Consider the following 19,228-nt stretch of genomic DNA (forward strand, 5'->3'; position numbering starts at 1 on the left):
GCTCACATTTCCTTTCGCAGATCGACGAGCCGCAGGGCGAGCGCGATCACGGCGGTGATGATGATGGTGAGAACCACACCGGCGACGGCGGCGAAGGCCCATTTGAGCGAACCGACCTGGCTCACGATGATGTTGCCCAGAAGGTTGGTCTTGCGGCCCGACAGGGAGGCGGCGGTGGCGAACTCGCCCAACACCATGACGGAGACAAAGATCGACCCGACCATCACCCCCGGCAGCGACAAAGGCAGGATGATGCGGCGGAAAATCGTCCCGAAGGAGGCGCCGAGATCGCGGGCGGCTTCAATCACGGAAATGTCGATCCGGCCCAGCATGAAGGTGATCGGTCCGACCATGAAGACGCAATAGATCTGCGTCATGCCGACGAGCACGGAGAATTCCGAGAACAACAGGAAGGTCAGCGGCTCATGGATGATCCCGAGTTTCATCAGGATTACATTGATCGCGCCTTCGGTGCCGAGCATCGGACGCCATGCGATGACGCGGATCAGGAACGAGGTCCAGAACGGGATCACACAGGCCACCAGAAGCGCGGTCTGAAGCGTTTTGTTGCGCACGAAAAGCCCGATGAACAAGGCCACCGGATAGCCCACCACGATGGTCGCGATCAGCACGATGATCCAGATCCGCAAGGTGGTCCAAATCGCGCTGAGATAGGTGGCGGAGCTCATGAAGCGCTCCCAGCTCGCCGTGGTCAGCGTCGGGTTCACCGAAAACGTCGTTTGCGTCCAGAAAGACACATAGATCACCATGGCCATCGGCAGGACCATGAAGAAGAACATCCACAGAAGCCCCGGTGTCAAAAGTGCGATGGCGCGGCGGCGGTCTTTCTTTTCACGCAAGGCGGCGGGGGAATGAGACGGGGTGGACGGCGTGTCCGTCGACAGGGCGGTCATCAGGCGGCTCCGTGGAATTGGCGCAGCACATCGGCTGCGAAATGGAGATCATAGCCTTGGCCTTCGACCAGATCGGGAAGGCGTGGCTGGCTGAGGTGGTCGACGACCTGCAAAAGAGTGCCGTCTTCGGCGCGGAAGAAGGACAAGGCGGTCGGCCCGTTGAATTCACCGGTCAGATAGGTCGCGCGCAGGTGCGGGCGCCCCGTCGGCGCAGCCCCTTCGGGGCTCACATCCATCTGATCGAAGCGCACTGCGATCGAGCCCTGCCCCATCTCGGCCCCGCAAAGCGCGGCATCGAAAATGTTCCAAGCGTTGAGGTGGCGCGCGGCCTCGGCATTGCCGGGATGGCTGAACAGCGTGTCCGGTGCGTCCGACTGCATGATCCGCCCATTGGCAAGCACGGCGACCTTGTCACCCATGGTGAGCGCCTCGGTTTCGGAGCCGGTAACATGCAGGAAACTCACACCAAGCCGTTCACGAATCGCCTTCAGCTCATCGCACATCCGCGCCCGCAGGTTCGCGTCCAGCGCGCCGAGCGGCTCATCGAGCAGAACGACACGCGGTTCACACACGAGCGTACGGGCCAGCGCGACGCGCTGTCTCTGACCGCCGGAAATGGCACTGACGCCGCGATGACCAAAGCCGGTCAAACCAACCAGCTCCAGCGCCGCTTCGGTGCGATCCTTGATCTCGGTCTCATTGGTCAGGGGCGCATGGGCACGGTGACGCAGACCGAAGGCGACGTTTTCGGCCACCGTCAGATGCGGAAACAGGGCGAAGTTCTGAAACACAAACCCGATGTCACGCAGATGCGGGGGCCGACCGTCGAGCCGCTCCCCGTCGATGGAGATCGTGCCCTGATCCGGCTCTTCGAACCCCGCGATCAGACGCAGAAGTGTCGTCTTGCCCGCCCCGGATGCCCCCAAGAGGGACATGTAGGTGTTGTCCGGAACGACGAAATCCACGCCATCCAGCGCGACCGTGCCGCCATATCTGCGACTTACCTGGCTTAATGTCAGCACTGAGTATCCCTCATGTCTTATCCCCCGCGTCGAGATTTTTGATTTTTTTGATACAAACATCATTACTCAACGTGTCGTAAAGTAAAAAATGATTTTTGCATCCGAAAAGTCATTATATTCAGAAATTCAGACATACAGACTTCAAAAATCTGCTCAATAAATAGAACTATCTGGAGATTTTCTGCTTACCCAATGAACTTCAAAACATCGCATTGATAATTTTTCGATTTTCTGTATTCAAAAACAAAATACTTTCAACCCCAAGAGCGGCCACCTATTCTCAGGGGAAGATTCCCGAACGAGGCCAGAATGATCGTTTCCGAAGACACGTCCCGCAGCAGCGACGACAGCGACAAGCGCGCGTCGCTTTTCGAGCTGGCGGCAGAATTCATTCGCAGCAATATTGCGCAGGGTCACCTCTACCCCGGCCTCGTTCTACAGGAGAGCGCGCTGTCCGAACGGCTGGACATGTCGCGCGCTACGGTCAAACGTGCCCTCGAACTCATCGAGATCGAGGGCGGCGTCGAACGCTTTTCCGGGCGGGGTTTCATCGTCATCGGCGCGACTGGCGCTCCGAAGCGTGACGATCTGCGCCGCATCGAGCTTGATCTCAGTACGCTCGATGGCAGCGCCGGCAAACCGAGCTGGCTGCGGGTCTACGACGATGTCGCCTATTACGTCACACGCTGCCCGGTATTCGGCTGCTATCGTATCGTCGAAGCGCAGATGGCCGAAGAATACGGCGTCTCACGCACGATCATCCGCGATGTGCTCGGGCGTCTTCAGGAACGCGGCCTTGTTCACAAGAACCGCACCTCCCGCTGGATCGTAGAACCTCTGACCTCGAAAAAAATCAAGGATAAGTATGAGTTGCGCGGCATTCTGGAAGTGGCCGCACTGTCCTCAGCGAAACTGCCGACGGAAAAACTACGCGATCTGGCCGAAGAAATCCGGACCCTGTGCAGAGACGCACCGCCAACACCGGCACAGTGGTTCTCACTGGACAGACGTTTTTTTGAAATGGTCGTCCTCACGACGCCCAACGAGGATCTGGCGAATTACGCCTCGAACAACCGGCTCGCTCTCGAAGCCTGCCAGGCCGCCTTCTTTTCGCTTGGCCTGCCGCCCGACACGCAATCCATTCTGGAGCTTGGCCAGGTGATCGAGCTTGCTCTCTCGGGCTCTGTCAAGGCAGCGCAAAGCATGCTGGCGATGCATCTGACAAAGGCGCGCGATCGCACGATTGCGCAACTCAAGATCACCGCGATCCTACCGCCTCCGCCGGATTTTCCATCCTACCTGCAATTCACCTGACCCGCTCCCCGTCACGTTTCGTCCACAGATCTCGCTGCGGCGCCACCGGCGCACATGAAACCGTATTGCAGGATGCTCCGCGATTGCCGCCCCCGCTCGGTTCGGGCGGCAATCGCACCATCCCCCACAGCCTGCGCCCTCTGAAGCGATCCGGCCAGACGATCGACCACACGCTGCCGCAGGCTGTCGCCCTGTACACGATGCTCTGAAGATCGGCTCAACCTGTCTTGATGTGCCGTTGCCTTTGGATCGCACGCCAAAAGTCCGCGCGTCATGCCCGGCTTTGAAGGATTTGTATTTTATGGTATTTATTGGTTGCGGGAGTAGGATTTGAACCTACGACCTTCAGGTTATGAGCCTGACGAGGTTCATACGTTAAGCAATTGATCCTTGGGATCAATAGTCGTCTGGACGGGCATGTTTGGATTTATTCGACCTTGGTTGCGGGAGTAGGATTTGAACCTACGACCTTCAGGTTATGAGCCTGACGAGCTACCGGGCTGCTCCATCCCGCGACACTTTGTTTTGGGCTACCGCGCGGAGCGCTACTTGAGCCCGATGTCTAGCCTATCGCACAGTGTACGAATTAGGCTGATATGCCCCACGGGCGAATGATTGTTCGTGTGGGGAATTTTTATCGTTTAGAGAGATTTATAAGCTTCTTATTAGGTTTGGCGGTGACCTACTCTCCCACGTCTTAAGACGCAGTACCATTGGCGCAATCGTGCTTAACTGCCGAGTTCGGGAAGGGATCGGGTGTTTCACTGACGCTGTGACCACCAAACCGAATAAGGAGCTTATTTCCAAGTCAAGTAAGTTGTATGTGTATGCTTTTGTTCGAGTAAGAGCAGTTTTGCTTTTACTGGATCAAATCAAGCCTATCGGGCAATTAGTACTGGTCAACTGAATGCATTGCTGCACTTACATCTCCAGCCTATCGACGTGGTGGTCTTCCACGGCCCTCAGGGATACCTTGTTTTGAGGGGGGCTTCCCGCTTAGATGCCTTCAGCGGTTATCCTTTCCGATCATAGCTACCCTGCACTACCGTTGGCACGATAACAGGTCCACCAGTGGATCGTTCACCCCGGTCCTCTCGTACTAGGGGCAACTCCTCTCAAGTATCCTACACCCACGGCAGATAGGGACCGAACTGTCTCACGACGTTCTAAACCCAGCTCACGTACCTCTTTAAATGGCGAACAGCCATACCCTTGGGACCTGCTCCAGCCCCAGGATGAGATGAGCCGACATCGAGGTGCCAAACACTGCCGTCGATATGGACTCTTGGGCAGTATCAGCCTGTTATCCCCGGCGTACCTTTTATCCGTTGAGCGATGGCCCTTCCACTCGGGACCACCGGATCACTATGGCCGACTTTCGTCTCTGCTCGACTTGTCAGTCTTGCAGTCAGGCTGGCTTCTGCCATTGCACTCAACGAGCGATTTCCGACCGCTCTGAGCCAACCTTCGCGCGCCTCCGTTACTCTTTGGGAGGCGACCGCCCCAGTCAAACTACCCGCCACACAGGGTCCCGGGCCCAGATAATGGGTCGCGGTTAGACATCAAGCAGAACAAGGGTGGTATCTCAAGGAAGGCTCCACAGGGACTGGCGTCCCTGCTTCAAAGCCTACCACCTATCCTGCACATGTTGTGCCTGATGCCAGTGTGAAGCTGTAGTAAAGGTGCACGGGGTCTTTCCGTCTAACCGCGGGAAGCCTGCATCTTGACAGGCAATTCAATTTCGCTGAGTCGATGTTGGAGACAGCGGGGAAGTCGTTACGCCATTCGTGCAGGTCGGAACTTACCCGACAAGGAATTTCGCTACCTTAGGACCGTTATAGTTACGGCCGCCGTTTACCTGGGCTTCAATTCAGAGCTTGCACCCCTCCTTTTAACCTTCAGGCACCGGGCAGGCGTCAGACCCTATACGTCGTCTTGCGACTTCGCAGAGCCCTGTGTTTTTAGTAAACAGTCGCCACCCCCTGGTTTGTGCCCCCAGCCAATACTTGCGTAGAAACTGGGCCTCCTTCTCGCGAACTTACGGAGGTATTTTGCCGAGTTCCTTCAACATCGTTCTCTCAAGCGCCTTGGTATTCTCTACCAGTCCACCTGTGTCGGTTTAGGGTACGATCTAATGAGAGGCTATTTCCAGGGACCGCTCAGCCGCCCATTCAATCCGATAAGGATGAACGACCTTTGCGATCCGTCACTTCTCTCTGGCCCAGGAATATTAACCTGGTTCCCATCGACTACGCCTTTCGGCCTCGCCTTAGGGGTCGGCTTACCCTGCTCAGATTAGCTTTAAGCAGGAACCCTTGGACTTTCGGCGACAGGGTCTCTCACCCTGTTTGTCGCTACTCATGTCATCATTCTCACTGGTGATCTCTCCACGGGATCGCTCACGCGCCCGCTTCACAGAAAGCTTCGAGCCTCCAATGAACTGTCTTCGAAGAAGATCAGTACTAAGGAGGCATGAAGCTATATCACACCACGCTCTGCTACCATGCCTTACGGCATCCTCGGCTTCGGCTCATGGCTTGAGCCCCGTTACATCTTCGCCGCAGGACAACTTATCTAGACCAGTGAGCTGTTACGCTATCTTTAAAGGATGGCTGCTTCTAAGCCAACCTCCTGGTTGTTTTGGTCGTCCCACCTGCTTTCCCACTTAGCCATGAATTAGGGGCCTTAGCCGGAGGTCAGGGTTGTTTCCCTCTTCACTACGGGCGTTAGCACCCGCAGTGTGTCTGCCATCTAGTACTCCCGGGTATTCGGAGTTTGGTTAGGATCAGTAAGCCTGTGGGGCCCCATTACCCATCCAGTGCTCTACCCCCCGGGGTATTCGGATGACGCTCTACCTAAATAGATTTCGCAGAGAACCAGCTATCTCCGAGTTTGATTGGCCTTTCACCCCTAGGCACAACTCATCCCGACCTTTTTCAACAGGTGTGGGTTCGGACCTCCAGTAAGTGTTACCTTACCTTCATCCTGGTCATGCCTAGATCACTCGGTTTCGGGTCTGATCCCACGAACTCATTCGCCCTATTAAGACTCGCTTTCGCTGCGCCTACACCTAACGGCTTAAGCTTGCTCGTAAGACCAAGTCGATGACCCATTATACAAAAGGTACGCCGTCAGGACTCGAGGTCCCTCCGACTGCTTGTAGGCGTCCGGTTTCAGAAACTGTTTCACTCCCCTCGTCGGGGTGCTTTTCACCTTTCCCTCACGGTACTGGTTCGCTATCGGTCAGTAAGGAGTACTTAGCCTTCGGGGGTGGTCCCCCGATCTTCAGACAGAATTTCACGTGTTCCGCCCTACTTAATACGTCACTCAAAGCTTCCTGTACGGGGCTGTCACCCGCTATGGCCAGACTTTCCAATCTGTTCCAGTCACTCATCGTGCTCGGCTGGTTCCCGTTCGCTCGCCGCTACTAGGGAAGTCTCTATTGATGTCCTTTCCTCCGGGTACTTAGATGTTTCAGTTCCCCGGGTTTGCTCTTAAAACCCTATGTGTTCAGGTTAAAAGTACCTGTTTCAGCAAGATATAAGCAGCCTAAGCTATTATATCGAACTGTCAGGTGGGTTCCCCCATTCGGAAATCCATGGATCAAAGCCTATTCTCGGCTCCCCATAGCTTATCGCAGAGTATCACGTCCTTCATCGCCTCTTACTGCCAAGGCATCCACCAAACGCCCTTCTCGCGCTTGATTTGATCCAGAAAGAGCAAAACTGGTTTGCGAGCAACGCGAGCTGGTAAAGACGCGAAGCTATACTTTCAGGACCAAAAGCATACTTTCCCGCTTCCGATCTTGTATGGGATCGGAAACGCGCTGCAATTCCGCAGAACTGCAACTTGGTTAGTTTACTTGACTTGGGCAACATCATCTTTTCAGCCGCGATACGCAGTAAGACCGGGAATGTGGTCTGTCATGCGCCTTCCCTTCCGGGAAGCGACCGAGATCACCCCTCACTTGGGCGATCAACGATGTTGCATTTAATCTCTCTATACGATGTCAATTGTCGTCTAAGATTAGACGAGCAAACACTGATCTCAGTGCTTGCTGATGTAATCTTAGTGGTAATGGTGGAGCCTATCGGGATCGAACCGATGACCCTCTGCTTGCAAAGCAGATGCTCTCCCAGCTGAGCTAAGGCCCCATACTCGCTGTTTCAGCGAATTAGTGGTGGGTCGAGGAGGACTTGAACCTCCGACCTCACGCTTATCAGGCGTGCGCTCTAACCACCTGAGCTACCGACCCAAGTCCAGACCGGTAGGTCTGTGATACTTTACGAAGAGATATGAGGACGGCCTGGCCGAGTTTGATCAACTATTGTTGATCTATGCTACTATGTAGCTGCTAAGTGTTTCACGAGAATGGCAAGCCAATCTGCTAGAAACATCCTTAGAAAGGAGGTGATCCAGCCGCAGGTTCCCCTACGGCTACCTTGTTACGACTTCACCCCAGTCGCTGAGCCTACCGTGGTCCGCTGCCCCTCCGAAGAGTTAGCGCACGGCCGTCGGGTAGACCCAACTCCCATGGTGTGACGGGCGGTGTGTACAAGGCCCGGGAACGTATTCACCGCGTCATGCTGTTACGCGATTACTAGCGATTCCGACTTCATGGGGACGAGTTGCAGACCCCAATCCGAACTGAGACATCTTTTGGAGATTAACTCACTGTAGATGCCATTGTAGCACGTGTGTAGCCCAACCCGTAAGGGCCATGAGGACTTGACGTCATCCACACCTTCCTCCCGCTTATCACGGGCAGTTTCCCTAGAGTCCCCGGCCAAACCGCTGGTAACTAAGGATGTGGGTTGCGCTCGTTGCCGGACTTAACCGAACATCTCACGACACGAGCTGACGACAGCCATGCAGCACCTGTCACTGATCCAGCCGAACTGAAGGAAAGTATCTCTACGATCCGCGATCAGGATGTCAAGGGTTGGTAAGGTTCTGCGCGTTGCTTCGAATTAAACCACATGCTCCACCGCTTGTGCGGGCCCCCGTCAATTCCTTTGAGTTTTAATCTTGCGACCGTACTCCCCAGGCGGAATGCTTAATCCGTTAGGTGTGTCACCGACAAGTATACTTGCCGACGACTGGCATTCATCGTTTACGGTGTGGACTACCAGGGTATCTAATCCTGTTTGCTCCCCACACTTTCGCACCTCAGCGTCAGTATCGAGCCAGTGAGCCGCCTTCGCCACTGGTGTTCCTCCGAATATCTACGAATTTCACCTCTACACTCGGAATTCCACTCACCTCTCTCGAACTCAAGACATCCAGTATCAAAGGCCGTTCCGGGGTTGAGCCCCGGGATTTCACCTCTGACTTAAATATCCGCCTACGCGCGCTTTACGCCCAGTAATTCCGAACAACGCTAACCCCCTCCGTATTACCGCGGCTGCTGGCACGGAGTTAGCCGGGGTTTCTTTACCTGCTACCGTCATTATCTTCACAGGCGAAAGAGCTTTACGACCCTAAGGCCTTCATCACTCACGCGGCATGGCTAGATCAGGGTTGCCCCCATTGTCTAAGATTCCCCACTGCTGCCTCCCGTAGGAGTCTGGGCCGTGTCTCAGTCCCAGTGTTGCTGATCATCCTCTCAAACCAGCTATAGATCGTAGGCTTGGTAGGCCATTACCCCACCAACTACCTAATCTAACGCGGGCCGATCCCTTGCCGATAAATCTTTCCCCCGAAGGGCGTATACGGTATTAAACCCAGTTTCCCGGGACTATTCCGTAGCAAAGGGTACGTTCCCACGCGTTACTAACCCGTCCGCCACTAAGCCCGAAGGCTTCGTTCGACTTGCATGTGTTAGGCCTGCCGCCAGCGTTCGTTCTGAGCCAGGATCAAACTCTCAAGTTGAAAGCACATTACTGCGCTAACCTTGACGTCGAACCTCTGCACATCACTCCTGAAACCGGCTAAGGTTCCAGGAAACTGTTTCTCGTGCTTGGTATCAAAGATACCGAAAGCCGACAAACAGTGAAGCTGACACTCTATCATCGAACCTGAGTTCTAAGAGTGCGATATACAGACGCTCTTGTCGTTAAGACCAAACCGCCCACATATCTCTTCGTTCATCTATCAATTTCAAAGAGCCAGAGACAAAAACCAGACCAGTGCGCCCTAACTTACGGCGCGCCCGCCCAGATCTGCCTCAAATTTTCTGCCTCGCTTCCCGTCCAAGAAACCCTTCCGAGCGTCCCGGCCAGTCCGTCTGGCGCCCCGTGCCGCGCTGTCTGCGCCGCCGGTGAAGGGGGTTCTAAGGCGAGTGCTCAGAACCCGCAAGCGCTTTTTGAAAGAAAAATGACGAATGTCTGCATTTTTCAATCAAGCTACTGATTTAAAATGTTTTATTTCGTTGAGTTTTTTAGAAATCAGCGTTTTCCCCGCATCACCCACCCCAATCAGGACGCCTGCCGCGAAACGAAAACCCCTTATCCACACAGGTCAACGCAACATTTGGTATCGATACCGCAAAACCACACAAATCGACGGTGAATCGGGGGCGATTCAACCCTGCCCCCCACGCCTCCCCCCACGTCTTTCACCGCGTCCCCCAACTGAATGCTCAGGAAAACACGCCCCGCCAGAGGTTGCGCACGACACAGACAAGGGCGCAGCTCCGGGATCTGAAATCGTGCGGGCAAGCATATCCCCTGCTTTGTGCTGTAAGACGAACTCGAACCCGTCTCAGCATGGCCAGAACGCTACACCTTGATGCCGCGTCGAAAGACGCCTCTCGGGAAAAGGCGGCTCTTTCCCCTTGAAAGAACAGGCTGTGCCCCGCGTTAAACTCGCCCCCCTGCCCGCCTCATGGGAAGCTCTCCTGACAGAGCGACGCCATGACATGCAGAACTTGCCCCGCAAAATACGGGGCAAGCTCTCATTTCTACCATACCCGTTTCGAGTCTTTGTCTGTCACACGGCAAGCTCGCGCATCCGGGATGCAAAGCTCCGCGGATCGTAGTCATAGACCCAATCGGTATTGATCCCAGTCGTGCGCGGATCTTCCTTGGCGCGCCGGGCATATTCGGCATCGCGAGCGGCCATCTCCTCCTCGGTCGGCAAATGATAGGTCCGGCCGCGTTCGCGGGCTTCGAGCTGGACTTTCGAGGTGCGCGGACGACGTTCGGCCTCATAGGCCGCGAGGGCTCCGGCCAGATCGTCAGGATAAAGCGCCAGAGCTTCGCCGAGGATATAGCCGTCTTCGATCGCCATGGCCGCCCCCTGCGACAGGAAAGGCAGCATCGGGTGACAGGCATCGCCCAAAAGCGTCACCGCGCCTTTCGTCCAGCTTTCCATCGGGTCGCGGTCGAACAGGCCCCAGTTGTAGACCTCGTCCACCTTGGAGAACAGCTCCGCCAAATCCAGGTGCCAGCCGGCGAAATCGGCGAGCATGTCGTCATGAGACGCCCGCGTGCTCCAGCTTTCATCGACCCATTCGGAGGCCTCCGTCACAGCCACGATGTTCACCATCTCGCCGCCTTTGACGTAATAGGTCACCACATGAGCGTTCGGCCCCATCCAGAAGGTGCTGTCGGGATTGACGTAATCCACCACACCGCCCGTCGGCACCAGAGCGCGGTAACATTGATGCCCGGTCCAGCGCAGATCGCCGGTGCCAAAGAGCGAGCCGCGCACGGCAGAGCGCACCCCGTCGGCACCGACAATGAGATCGGCCTCAAACGTGCTGCCATCCTCGAACAGCGCGCGCGCACCGGTTTCGATCAACTCAACGCCTGTACATTTCACGCCAAAACGACAGCATTCGGGCGGCAGTTCATTGGCGAACAGATCGAGCAGATCGGCGCGGTGAATGTGGATGTAGGGCGCATCGTAATGGGTCTGAAACTCCGCCCCAAGGTCGATGCGGAAATTTTCCCGCGCGGTTTGCCAGTTGCGTCCGACAATGGCCTTGGGGAAAAAGCCGCTCTCAAGAAAGCGCTCATAAAGCCCAAGCCCCTTGATCGCTTTCACCGCATTGGGGGTCATCTGCACCCCCGCGCCCACCTCGCCAAAGGCGGGGGCCTGTTCGAAAATGGTGACGTCGTGACCTCTCGAGAGCAAAGCATGGGCCGCTGCGGTGCCACCAATGCCACCGCCGATAATACCGATCTTCATGTTTTTTCCTTTTCTTATAGTGTGTTGCGGGCGCTCATTCGCGCCAGCGCAAGAGTTTCTTTTCCACCCGCCCCAAAACGCCGCGTTCCAGAATCTGCATCGCGAGGATGAAAATGATCGCCACAGCAGCCACCTCGCGCATCCGCAGCGTGCGGAAGCTGTTGAAGATCGAGGCGCCGATGCCATCGGGCTGACCGATGGCTTCAACCACGACGACGAGTTTCCAGGACAGAGCGAAGGAAAAGCGCATCGCGGTCAAAAGTGCGGGCATGAGTTGTGGAATCAGAACCGCACGCAGCCGGACATTGCGCGGCAGGTGATAGATTTGTGCCATTTCATCGAGGCTTTTGTCCCGCGCGTGCACATTGGAGCGCACGATATTGGTGACAAAGGGCGCCACCGCGATGGTGAGCGCAATGAAACCGGCCATTTCGCCCGTGCCGACGGCCAGAATGGCGAAGATGATATAGACCGGGTCCGGCACAGCAAGCGCCAGGGCCAGAAGCGGCTGAAAAAACGCCTCGGCTTTTTCGTTGAGGCCGATGACCAGCCCCAGAATGGCGCCCGCAACCGAGGCCGCAAAGAACGATGCGAGGACACGACCCAAAGTGAGAAAGAAGTCGTCCCAGAAGGCCCCGCTCTGAAGGGCACGCCCCATGGCCGTGAATGTGGCTTCGATCGAGGGCACCCAGGGCCGGAAGGCAATCGACATGACATGCCAGATCAGCAGGATCGAGATCAGCGCGATCGCCCCACTGAGAAGACGCGCAGGCACCATGGCGATCCAGTCGCGTTTGCGCACGAACCCGATAGGGTTGGTGAGAGGAAGATCAGGCAACGGAACTCTCCTCTCGCACGGCAAGGCCCCAGGGCGCTTGCACCCGACGAATGATGTCGGCCTCGACCTCGGCGATGCGGGCATCGTCATAGTCGCGCGGACGCTCAAGCGGCACTTTGTAATCCTCGAAAATCCGAGCCGGACCTTTGGTCAGGATCAGGATACGGTCAGCGAGGAAAACCGCCTCACGGATCGAGTGGGTCACAAAGACGACGGTCGCATTGGTGCGCTGGCAAATCCCGGTGAGTTCCTGACGCAACGACCGCGCCGTCACTTCGTCGAGCGTAGAAAGCGGTTCATCCATCAGAATATAGGACGGATCGACCAACAGCGCCCGGGCGATGGAGACGCGCTGGCGTTGGCCGCCCGAAAGGCGCATCGGCCAGGCGTCCTTGAATTGGGAAATGTGCAGGATTGCGAGGATTTCGTCGATCCGCGCCTCCCACGTGTTGCGCGGCACCTCGGAGGCCGCCAGCGCGATCTCAAGGTTCTGGCGCACCGTGCGCCAGGGCAGCAAGCGGTGCGACTGGAACACATAGCCCAGACGCGGCGGTTTTGATCGAGCGGTGAAGAGTTCCTCCTCTTCCACCAACACGCGGCCTTTTGACGGCGCACGCAGACCCGAAATGACATTGAGCATCGAGGATTTGCCACAGCCGGACGGGCCGAGAATGGCGACGAATTCACCGCGCCTGATGTCGAAATCGAGCTGCGCGACAGCCTCGCTCTCGCCATAGGACACGCCGAGATTGACGGCCTTGAGCACTGAGGGACGGGGATCTTGTGTCATTGTTATTCCTTGAGTGTCTGGTTCTCGCAGGCGCCTCTCAGCGCCAGCGGAAGACGTATTTTTCGGCGGTCCGGATCAGGCCGTATTCCGCGAACAGCACAATGGCCATGAAGACAAGGAGCCACAGATGGACCTCAATCATGATCATGTAGCTCCAGGCATGTTCGAACTGCGCGCCAAACCCGGTTTTCGCAGCCCCGAAAATCTCGGCCACCACGATCACCTTCCACGCCAGCGCATGGGCATTGCGCAGGGCGGAGAAAATGTAAGGCGCCACGAAGGGGGCCCAGACATTGCGGATCTTGGTCACAAGTCCGAGGTGATAGACCTGCGCCATTTCATCGAGATCGTGATCGGCGCTGGCCAACCCGTCCCGCAGACCGACAGCCATATAGGGAAAGGTGATGAAGGCCACGACAAGTACATAGCCCGCCTCAGATCCTTTGAAGATCGCCAGAGCGAGGATCGCGGCAATCGCACTTGGCGTGCGCAGCGCAGCGGTCACGTAATAGCTCAGAACATCGCCCAAAAGGCGCGAACGGGTCATCGCGAAGGCGGCCACGAACCCGGCCACAACGCCCATGAGCAATCCGAAGATAACCCGTGCCAGTGTGATGCCGATGTTGCTCCAGGTGTCGGGCTGGGACAGGAAATGCGGCAAGGCCTTGGCAACCGTCACCGGGCTTTCAATGAATGTGGTATTCTGATGCGCCAGAAACCACGCGGGGATGAGGAGCAGGAGGGCCAGATAGGCCCAAACCTGCTTTTGGAGTGCGGTCATCTCACGAACCCGGTTACGGCCGCGGGCCGACGTAATCTTCGAGAGTGACCATCATGCCATCGGGCACGTTTTGGAGCACCTCACCATCCTCGGCCAGTTTTTCGAGAAACGCGGTCGCCGCCGCGCGTTTGTCCTCGGACCAGTCCGTGGTGAAATAGTGATGAGAGGCCCCATTCTCGATCAGCACATCGAGCACGTCATCGCTGGTGATACCGAGTTTCTCGCGGATATAGGGTTTGCGCAGGATCTCGTAATTGGTCTCTTCGAGCATCGCGACCGCCTCGTCATAGGCATCGCGCACGCCGTAGGCCAGCTCCGGGTTGTCCTTGAGCCACTCGCCATGCGCGACCATGTTGGTGATCCAGGGGGCAAAACCGCCATTGAAATCGGCATAGTCGGAATAGGCCTGAAGCAGGTAACGCCCGTCGGTGGCGACGATGGCCTCAGAGACGAAACTTTCAAAATCGAAAATCGCCTCGACCTCGCCTTCCTTCAGAAGCGAGACAAGCGCCGCGGGGCCGACCTGGGACAGGTCATACTCTTCGAGCACGTCAAAACCGTACATTTCTTCGACGATCAGCCGAATGAACATGGTGGTGCCGCTGTCCGCGCCGAAATGGCCGACCTTCTTGCCTTTCAGATCTTCGGGCGTCTTTGCCTCCGAGTCTCCGGGCACGACGATGCCGAGATAGAGGTTGCCGACCGGATAGAAGGAGGTGATGTCAAACCCCTCCTCGCGGGCGAAAGCCACACCGAGAAGATCGTTGTCCATCGACACATCGGCGTTGCCGATCAGGAAGTTTTGAAAAATGCCTTCGTGCGGCAGATATTCGAAAGTGCCGTCAAAGCCGTATTTCTCATCGAGCCCCTCGCCTTCAATGATCATCATCGGCACCCCGCCGAGACTTCCAGCGACAGCCTGAAGGGTGACTTCGGGCAAATCTTGGGCAGAGACCTGCGCAGAGAGGCAGGTCAAGGCGGTTGCAGTCATACCGCCAAGGATAAAGCGTTTCATTGAGCGTTCCCTGTTGTTGTGCTTATGGGGTGACCATAGGTACGACTCAATTAATTAATCAAGTAATTAATTTTTATCCCGCTCATTTTTATGGAAAAACGGAACACATCATTATAAAAGAGATGGATTATAAAGCAGTGTATGCGCTGAGATGATCAGTCTTTAAGCCGATTGAGAGAGAGCTCGCGCGCAGCATTGCCCAACAGTCACGAACGGGATAACGACTCTGCATGGCACATACGAAACAAAAGCGCGTCGGACGCCCGGAAGGTCAGAGAAATCTGGCCGATAAAATCCTCGACAAGGCAGAGATTCTGTTCGCGGAACAGGGGTATTCAGGCACGACCCTGCGCCAGGTCGCCGACGCCGCCGATGTGACCTCCGCGATGACGGCCTATTATTTCAAGAATAAGGAAAACCTGTTCCGCGAGGTGTTTTTACGCCGCGGGCTCGACATCGCCAAGCAGCGGATGGACCGGCTCATTCTTCTGCAAAACAATGGCGACCTGAGCCTCGTCACGCTTGTACGCGCCTTCCTTCAACCCTCGTCCGATTTGCGCCACACCGATCAGGGGCGCGCGTTTTTGCGGCTGCACGGGCGGCTGCACATGGAACCGGAACCCCTGTCCTTCTCGCTGCGCCGAGAGGTATATGACGACTCCACCCGCGCCTATGTCGAGGCGCTCGTGGCGCTGCTCCCCGAGCAGCCGGAAAAACTGATCTATCAAAAAATGTCGCTGATGGTCGGGGCCTATCTCTATGCGTTTTCCGACACAAACCGGCTCAAGGAACTGGCCATGTCGGAGGATGCGACAGACGATCTTCTCGAAACCACGGTCGCGTTTTCCGTCGGCGGCTTGCTTGCCACCTGAAGCGAAAGCGGCCCCCGGACGCAGGGCATCGCCGCGAGCCGCAGAATGTCAGGACCGATTTGGAAAGAGCGGGAGGCAGAGCCTGCGATCATGATCAGCGGCCACGAGACGGCCCTGCCCCGCCCAAGCCAAGTTCATCAGCCCCTCCTCAAGGGATATTCTTCAGGCTCTGCTCCGGGTTCTGTTGACCCTGCATTCTAATCCCGCGGACGCTCCGGCAGAATTTTACGGACCGGGAAAGCGGCGACATCCCAGCGCGCCTGAACCGCGCCCCAGATGCCGCGTTTGTTGATGAGCATGACAGCGATTGCAATCGCACCCATCAGGATCAGATACCAACTTCCCCAATCCGCGGCGATCTCTCGCAGCGCAAAGAAGACGAGCACACCGATGATCGGCCCCTCGATGGAACCAAGCCCCCCGATCACCACGATGAAAATCACGAATGCGGTCCATTCATTGACGGAAAACGCCGCGTCCGGCGTGATCCGCAGCTTTTGCAGAAAGATGAACGCGCCGGTGAGCGCCGTCACCCCTGCGGTCAGGATGTAAATCAGGAATTTCACCCGACGCGTCACGACCCCCATGGCTTCGGCAGCCGGTTCGCTGTCCCGGATCGCGGTAAGCGCGAGACCCCATTTCGAGCGCAGCAATAGCCAGACCAAGACGACGCTCGCAATGCCGATCCCGAAGGCCAGATAATACATGACCATTTCGCGCCCGTTGCGGCTTTCGGCCAGAGATTTTGCAATCTCGACAGGCAGGGAAATGCCCGAGCCGCCGCCCAAAGCGCCGTTCTGCGCCGCGATCAGGCGAAACACTTCCGCGATAACCCATGTGCCGATCGCAAAATACGCCCCCTGAAGCCGAAAGGCGACCCAGGCCGTCGGCAGGGCAACAAGCGCGGCGGCAATCGCGGCCAGCGGGATCGCAAGCAAAACCGGCATCCCCGCAAACATGGCCAGAGCGAAGAAAAAATAGCCCCCAAGTCCGACCCAGGCCTGTTGACCCACGGAAATCAACCCCGTGTAACCCGCCAGCAGATTCCACATCTGCGCAAGCGCGAGGAAGGACAGCGCCTCCATAAAAAGCCGCAGATCCGCCCGGCTCGCCCACATGGGCGCCAAGGCCAGAGCCAGCACGGCAATGAGCATGATCCCACGCAGAGCAAAAGAGATGTTGCGCGCGGTGTTGGCCGAAGAAATGTCAGTCACAGTCATGTCAAAGCTCACGTTTTGGGAAACAGGCCGCGCGGACGCACGACGAGGAGGGCAAGGAAGACCAGATGGCCCGCGAGGACTTGCGAGCCCGTGTCGATCTGCGCGCCAACGGTTTGCGCAACCCCGAGGATGATGCCGCCGATCAGCGTCCCCCAAAGAGAGCCAAGCCCACCGATGATCACGACTTCAAAGGCAAACAACAGCCGTGCAGGCCCCGCAGCAGGGTCGAAATTGGTCTTCATCGCAAGGAAAATCCCTGCAATCGCCACGACGACGGAGGCCAGCGCCGTCGCAATCGCGAAGATATGCGCATTGCTGCCGCCCATGAGCGGAACGATTTCCGGGTCGTCCGACGTGGCTCGCAGCATGCGCCCGAGCGGGGTTTTGTAGAACACGAATTGCAGTCCCGCGATCACCGCCACGGCCGCGAGGAACATCAAAAGTGGCAAGGCCCCGATGGCGAGATCGTCGCTCAGTTTGAAAGACGCCGTGTCGAGCCAGCCTGCCTGAAGTTTCTGGCTGTCGGCGGAGAACACTTCCAGCAAGGCGTTCTGGATGATGATCGACAGGCCGAAAGTGACCAGCACCGGCGGCAGAATATCCTTGCCCAACACCCGGTTGAGCAAAATGCGCTGGTTCAGATAGCCCGCGGCGGCAAGGGCGACGATCACCAAAGGCACGGCAAGCGCCGGGTGGATCGCAAACCCGGTCACCAGGGCGAGAAGCAGATAGGCGGCGGTGATGATAAAATCCCCGTGCGCCATGTTGATAAAACGCATCACCCCGAACATAAGGCTCAGACCCGCGGCAAAAAGCGCGTAGAGCCCGCCGAGCAAAACGCCCTGCAAAACAGCATTGATCCAGACCATCAGGCCGCCTCCCCTTCGTTTTTCCCGCCGAAATAGGCCGCCGCAATTTGACGTTTCGTAAGATCTGCGGGCTTGCCGGAAAGCGTCACGCGCCCCTCCATAAAACAATAGACCCGATCCGCGACCGCCATCGCCTGCCCCACGTCCTGCTCGACCACGAGGATCGAAGTGCCGCCTTCGCGAATGCGCGGCACGGCCTCGTAAATATCCTTGATCACTTTCGGTGCGAGGCCGAGACTGATTTCATCGCACAGCAAAAGCGTCGGGTTGGACATCAGCGCACGGCCAATGGCCACCATCTGCTGTTGCCCGCCCGAAAGCGCTGTGCCGGGGTTGTGTTTCTTGGCGATCAGATCCGGGAAAATCTCATAGACTTTCTCAAGCGACCATGGCCCCGCGCGTTTGCCCGAAGCCCCGATCAGGAGGTTTTCCTCAACGCTGAGCGAGGCAAAGAGCCTGCGCCCCTCCGGCACCATGGCGATCCCGGCCTTGTGGATGCGATCCGCCGCCCACCCGGCGATGTCCTGACCTTCAAAGCAAATGTCCTGCCCTTTGGCGGACAAAAGCCCGGTCAGGGTCCGCAGGAAGGTCGATTTCCCGGCCCCGTTCGAACCGATCAGTGCAACGGTTTCGCCCTGCCCGACGGTGATGTCGACGCCAAACAGCGCCTGAAAATCGCCGTAGAAGGCGGTGAGGTTGCGGGTCTCAAGCAGCGTCGTCATCGACCGAAATCCCCATGTAAATTTCCTGAACGAGCGGGTCTTTCATGACCCGATCGGGATCGCCCGCAGCGACGATCTTGCCGAAATCGATCACGATCAAACGGCTGACCACGGCGGTGAGCGCATGGACGATATGCTCGATCCAGATGATCGAGACACCCGCGTCGCGAATGTCCTTGATCGTGTCCACAAGGCTTTCGCATTCGGCCTCCGTCAGCCCGCCCGCAATTTCGTCCAGCAACAAAAGCTTCGGCCCCGAGGCGAGCGCACGCGCCAATTCGAGCCGCTTGCGCTCCAACAGCGTCAGCGTGCCTGCGGGACGATTGGCTTTGGGCAACAGCCCGGTCCGCGCGAGAATCTCGCGGCATGCCTGTTCCGCATCATGATGGCCGGAATTGCCGAAATTCGACGCGACCAGAAGGTTCTCATAGACCGTCATCCCGATGAACGGGTGCGGAATCTGGAACGAGCGTGCGACGCCCATGCGACACCGCTCGGCGGCCGATTTGCGCGTCACATCCTCGCCGCGAAACGTGATTGTGCCCGCAGACACCGGAAGCGTCCCGCCGATCAGGTTGAACAGCGTGGATTTACCCGCGCCGTTCGGCCCGATGATGCCGAGCGCTTCGCCGTCGGCGAGTTCAAAATTGATGTTATCGGCCACTTTCAGCGCGCCGAAGCTCTTCTGGACGCCGTCCAGAGCCAGAATTGTAGACATATCGCTCTCCGTGTCAGCCC

The 19,228-nt window shown here is 57.2% G+C and carries 14 protein-coding genes, 3 tRNA genes and 3 rRNA genes; 2 read left to right on the plus strand and 18 right to left on the minus strand.

Annotation, left to right across the window (positions count from 1 at the left end):
• Window positions 1–2 precede the first annotated feature (2 nt).
• Both V1475_RS15535 and V1475_RS15540 read right to left on the minus strand, forming a co-directional pair.
• Entirely contained in the window at window positions 3–914 is a 912-nt protein-coding gene (locus V1475_RS15535) for an ABC transporter permease (protein WP_479413478.1), read from the minus strand.
• A complete protein-coding gene (locus V1475_RS15540; RefSeq protein ID WP_434286900.1) occupies window positions 914–1,936 on the minus strand; it encodes an ABC transporter ATP-binding protein in 1,023 nt (340 codons plus the stop codon). The genes V1475_RS15535 and V1475_RS15540 overlap by 1 nt, the downstream gene beginning before the upstream one ends.
• A 309-nt stretch (window positions 1,937–2,245) precedes the next feature.
• Between V1475_RS15540 and V1475_RS15545 the strand changes: the two genes are divergently transcribed.
• Window positions 2,246–3,250, plus strand: a complete 1,005-nt coding sequence (locus V1475_RS15545) for a GntR family transcriptional regulator (protein WP_479413479.1) — start codon at window positions 2,246–2,248, stop codon at window positions 3,248–3,250.
• 11 nt (window positions 3,251–3,261) lie between these two features.
• Here V1475_RS15545 and V1475_RS15550 read toward each other — a convergent pair whose 3' ends face one another.
• From V1475_RS15550 to V1475_RS15605, 12 genes are all read right to left on the minus strand, one after another.
• The gene (locus V1475_RS15550) at window positions 3,262–3,471 is read right to left on the minus strand and encodes a hypothetical protein (protein WP_479413480.1); all 210 of its coding nucleotides are present in this window, start codon (window positions 3,469–3,471) and stop codon (window positions 3,262–3,264) included.
• 217 nt (window positions 3,472–3,688) lie between these two features.
• Window positions 3,689–3,765, minus strand: a tRNA-Met gene (locus V1475_RS15555).
• Between the two features lie 154 nt (window positions 3,766–3,919).
• Window positions 3,920–4,034, minus strand: a 5S ribosomal RNA gene (rrf, locus tag V1475_RS15560).
• An 84-nt stretch (window positions 4,035–4,118) separates the two neighbouring features.
• Window positions 4,119–6,956 (minus strand): 23S ribosomal RNA (locus V1475_RS15565).
• A 372-nt stretch (window positions 6,957–7,328) separates the two neighbouring features.
• A tRNA-Ala gene (locus tag V1475_RS15570) sits at window positions 7,329–7,404 on the minus strand.
• A gap of 24 nt (window positions 7,405–7,428) precedes the next feature.
• Window positions 7,429–7,505 (minus strand) — tRNA-Ile (locus V1475_RS15575).
• 148 nt (window positions 7,506–7,653) lie between these two features.
• Window positions 7,654–9,121 (minus strand): 16S ribosomal RNA (locus V1475_RS15580).
• The 16S, 23S and 5S rRNA genes sit together here with 3 tRNA genes alongside, the layout of an rRNA operon.
• 1,059 nt (window positions 9,122–10,180) lie before the next feature.
• On the minus strand, window positions 10,181–11,383 hold the full coding sequence (locus V1475_RS15585) for an FAD-dependent monooxygenase (RefSeq protein ID WP_479413481.1): 1,203 nt from the start codon (window positions 11,381–11,383) through the stop codon (window positions 10,181–10,183).
• A 34-nt stretch (window positions 11,384–11,417) separates the two neighbouring features.
• On the minus strand, window positions 11,418–12,221 hold the full coding sequence (locus V1475_RS15590; RefSeq protein WP_479413482.1) for an ABC transporter permease: 804 nt from the start codon (window positions 12,219–12,221) through the stop codon (window positions 11,418–11,420).
• On the minus strand, window positions 12,214–13,011 hold the full coding sequence (locus V1475_RS15595) for an ABC transporter ATP-binding protein (RefSeq protein ID WP_434286892.1): 798 nt from the start codon (window positions 13,009–13,011) through the stop codon (window positions 12,214–12,216). The genes V1475_RS15590 and V1475_RS15595 overlap by 8 nt, the downstream gene beginning before the upstream one ends.
• 37 nt (window positions 13,012–13,048) lie before the next feature.
• Window positions 13,049–13,792 carry an ABC transporter permease gene (locus tag V1475_RS15600; RefSeq protein WP_479413483.1) on the minus strand — a complete coding sequence of 248 codons (744 nt, stop codon included), beginning with the start codon at window positions 13,790–13,792 and terminating at the stop codon, window positions 13,049–13,051.
• A 13-nt stretch (window positions 13,793–13,805) separates the two neighbouring features.
• Window positions 13,806–14,807, minus strand: a complete 1,002-nt coding sequence (locus tag V1475_RS15605) for an ABC transporter substrate-binding protein (protein ID WP_479413484.1) — start codon at window positions 14,805–14,807, stop codon at window positions 13,806–13,808.
• 230 nt (window positions 14,808–15,037) lie between these two features.
• Here V1475_RS15605 and V1475_RS15610 point away from each other — a divergent pair, with 230 nt between their 5' ends.
• A complete protein-coding gene (locus tag V1475_RS15610) occupies window positions 15,038–15,679 on the plus strand; it encodes a TetR/AcrR family transcriptional regulator (protein WP_434286889.1) in 642 nt (213 codons plus the stop codon).
• Window positions 15,680–15,876: 197 nt separating this feature from the next.
• On the opposite strand, the gene V1475_RS15615 is transcribed toward V1475_RS15610, so the two are convergent.
• From V1475_RS15615 to V1475_RS15630, 4 genes are read right to left on the minus strand one after another with little or no spacing between them, the layout of a single operon-like run.
• On the minus strand, window positions 15,877–16,899 hold the full coding sequence (locus V1475_RS15615; protein WP_479413485.1) for a branched-chain amino acid ABC transporter permease: 1,023 nt from the start codon (window positions 16,897–16,899) through the stop codon (window positions 15,877–15,879).
• Window positions 16,900–16,907: 8 nt separating this feature from the next.
• Complete coding sequence (locus V1475_RS15620; protein ID WP_479413486.1) at window positions 16,908–17,768, minus strand: branched-chain amino acid ABC transporter permease; 861 nt, start codon at window positions 17,766–17,768, stop codon at window positions 16,908–16,910.
• Entirely contained in the window at window positions 17,768–18,490 is a 723-nt protein-coding gene (locus V1475_RS15625) for an ABC transporter ATP-binding protein (RefSeq protein WP_479413487.1), read from the minus strand. The genes V1475_RS15620 and V1475_RS15625 overlap by 1 nt, the downstream gene beginning before the upstream one ends.
• Window positions 18,474–19,208 carry an ABC transporter ATP-binding protein gene (locus V1475_RS15630; RefSeq protein WP_479413488.1) on the minus strand — a complete coding sequence of 245 codons (735 nt, stop codon included), beginning with the start codon at window positions 19,206–19,208 and terminating at the stop codon, window positions 18,474–18,476. Before V1475_RS15630 ends, V1475_RS15625 begins: the two co-directional genes overlap by 17 nt.
• Window positions 19,209–19,228 lie beyond the last annotated feature (20 nt).

Source organism: Celeribacter sp. SCSIO 80838 (assembly GCF_056498065.1).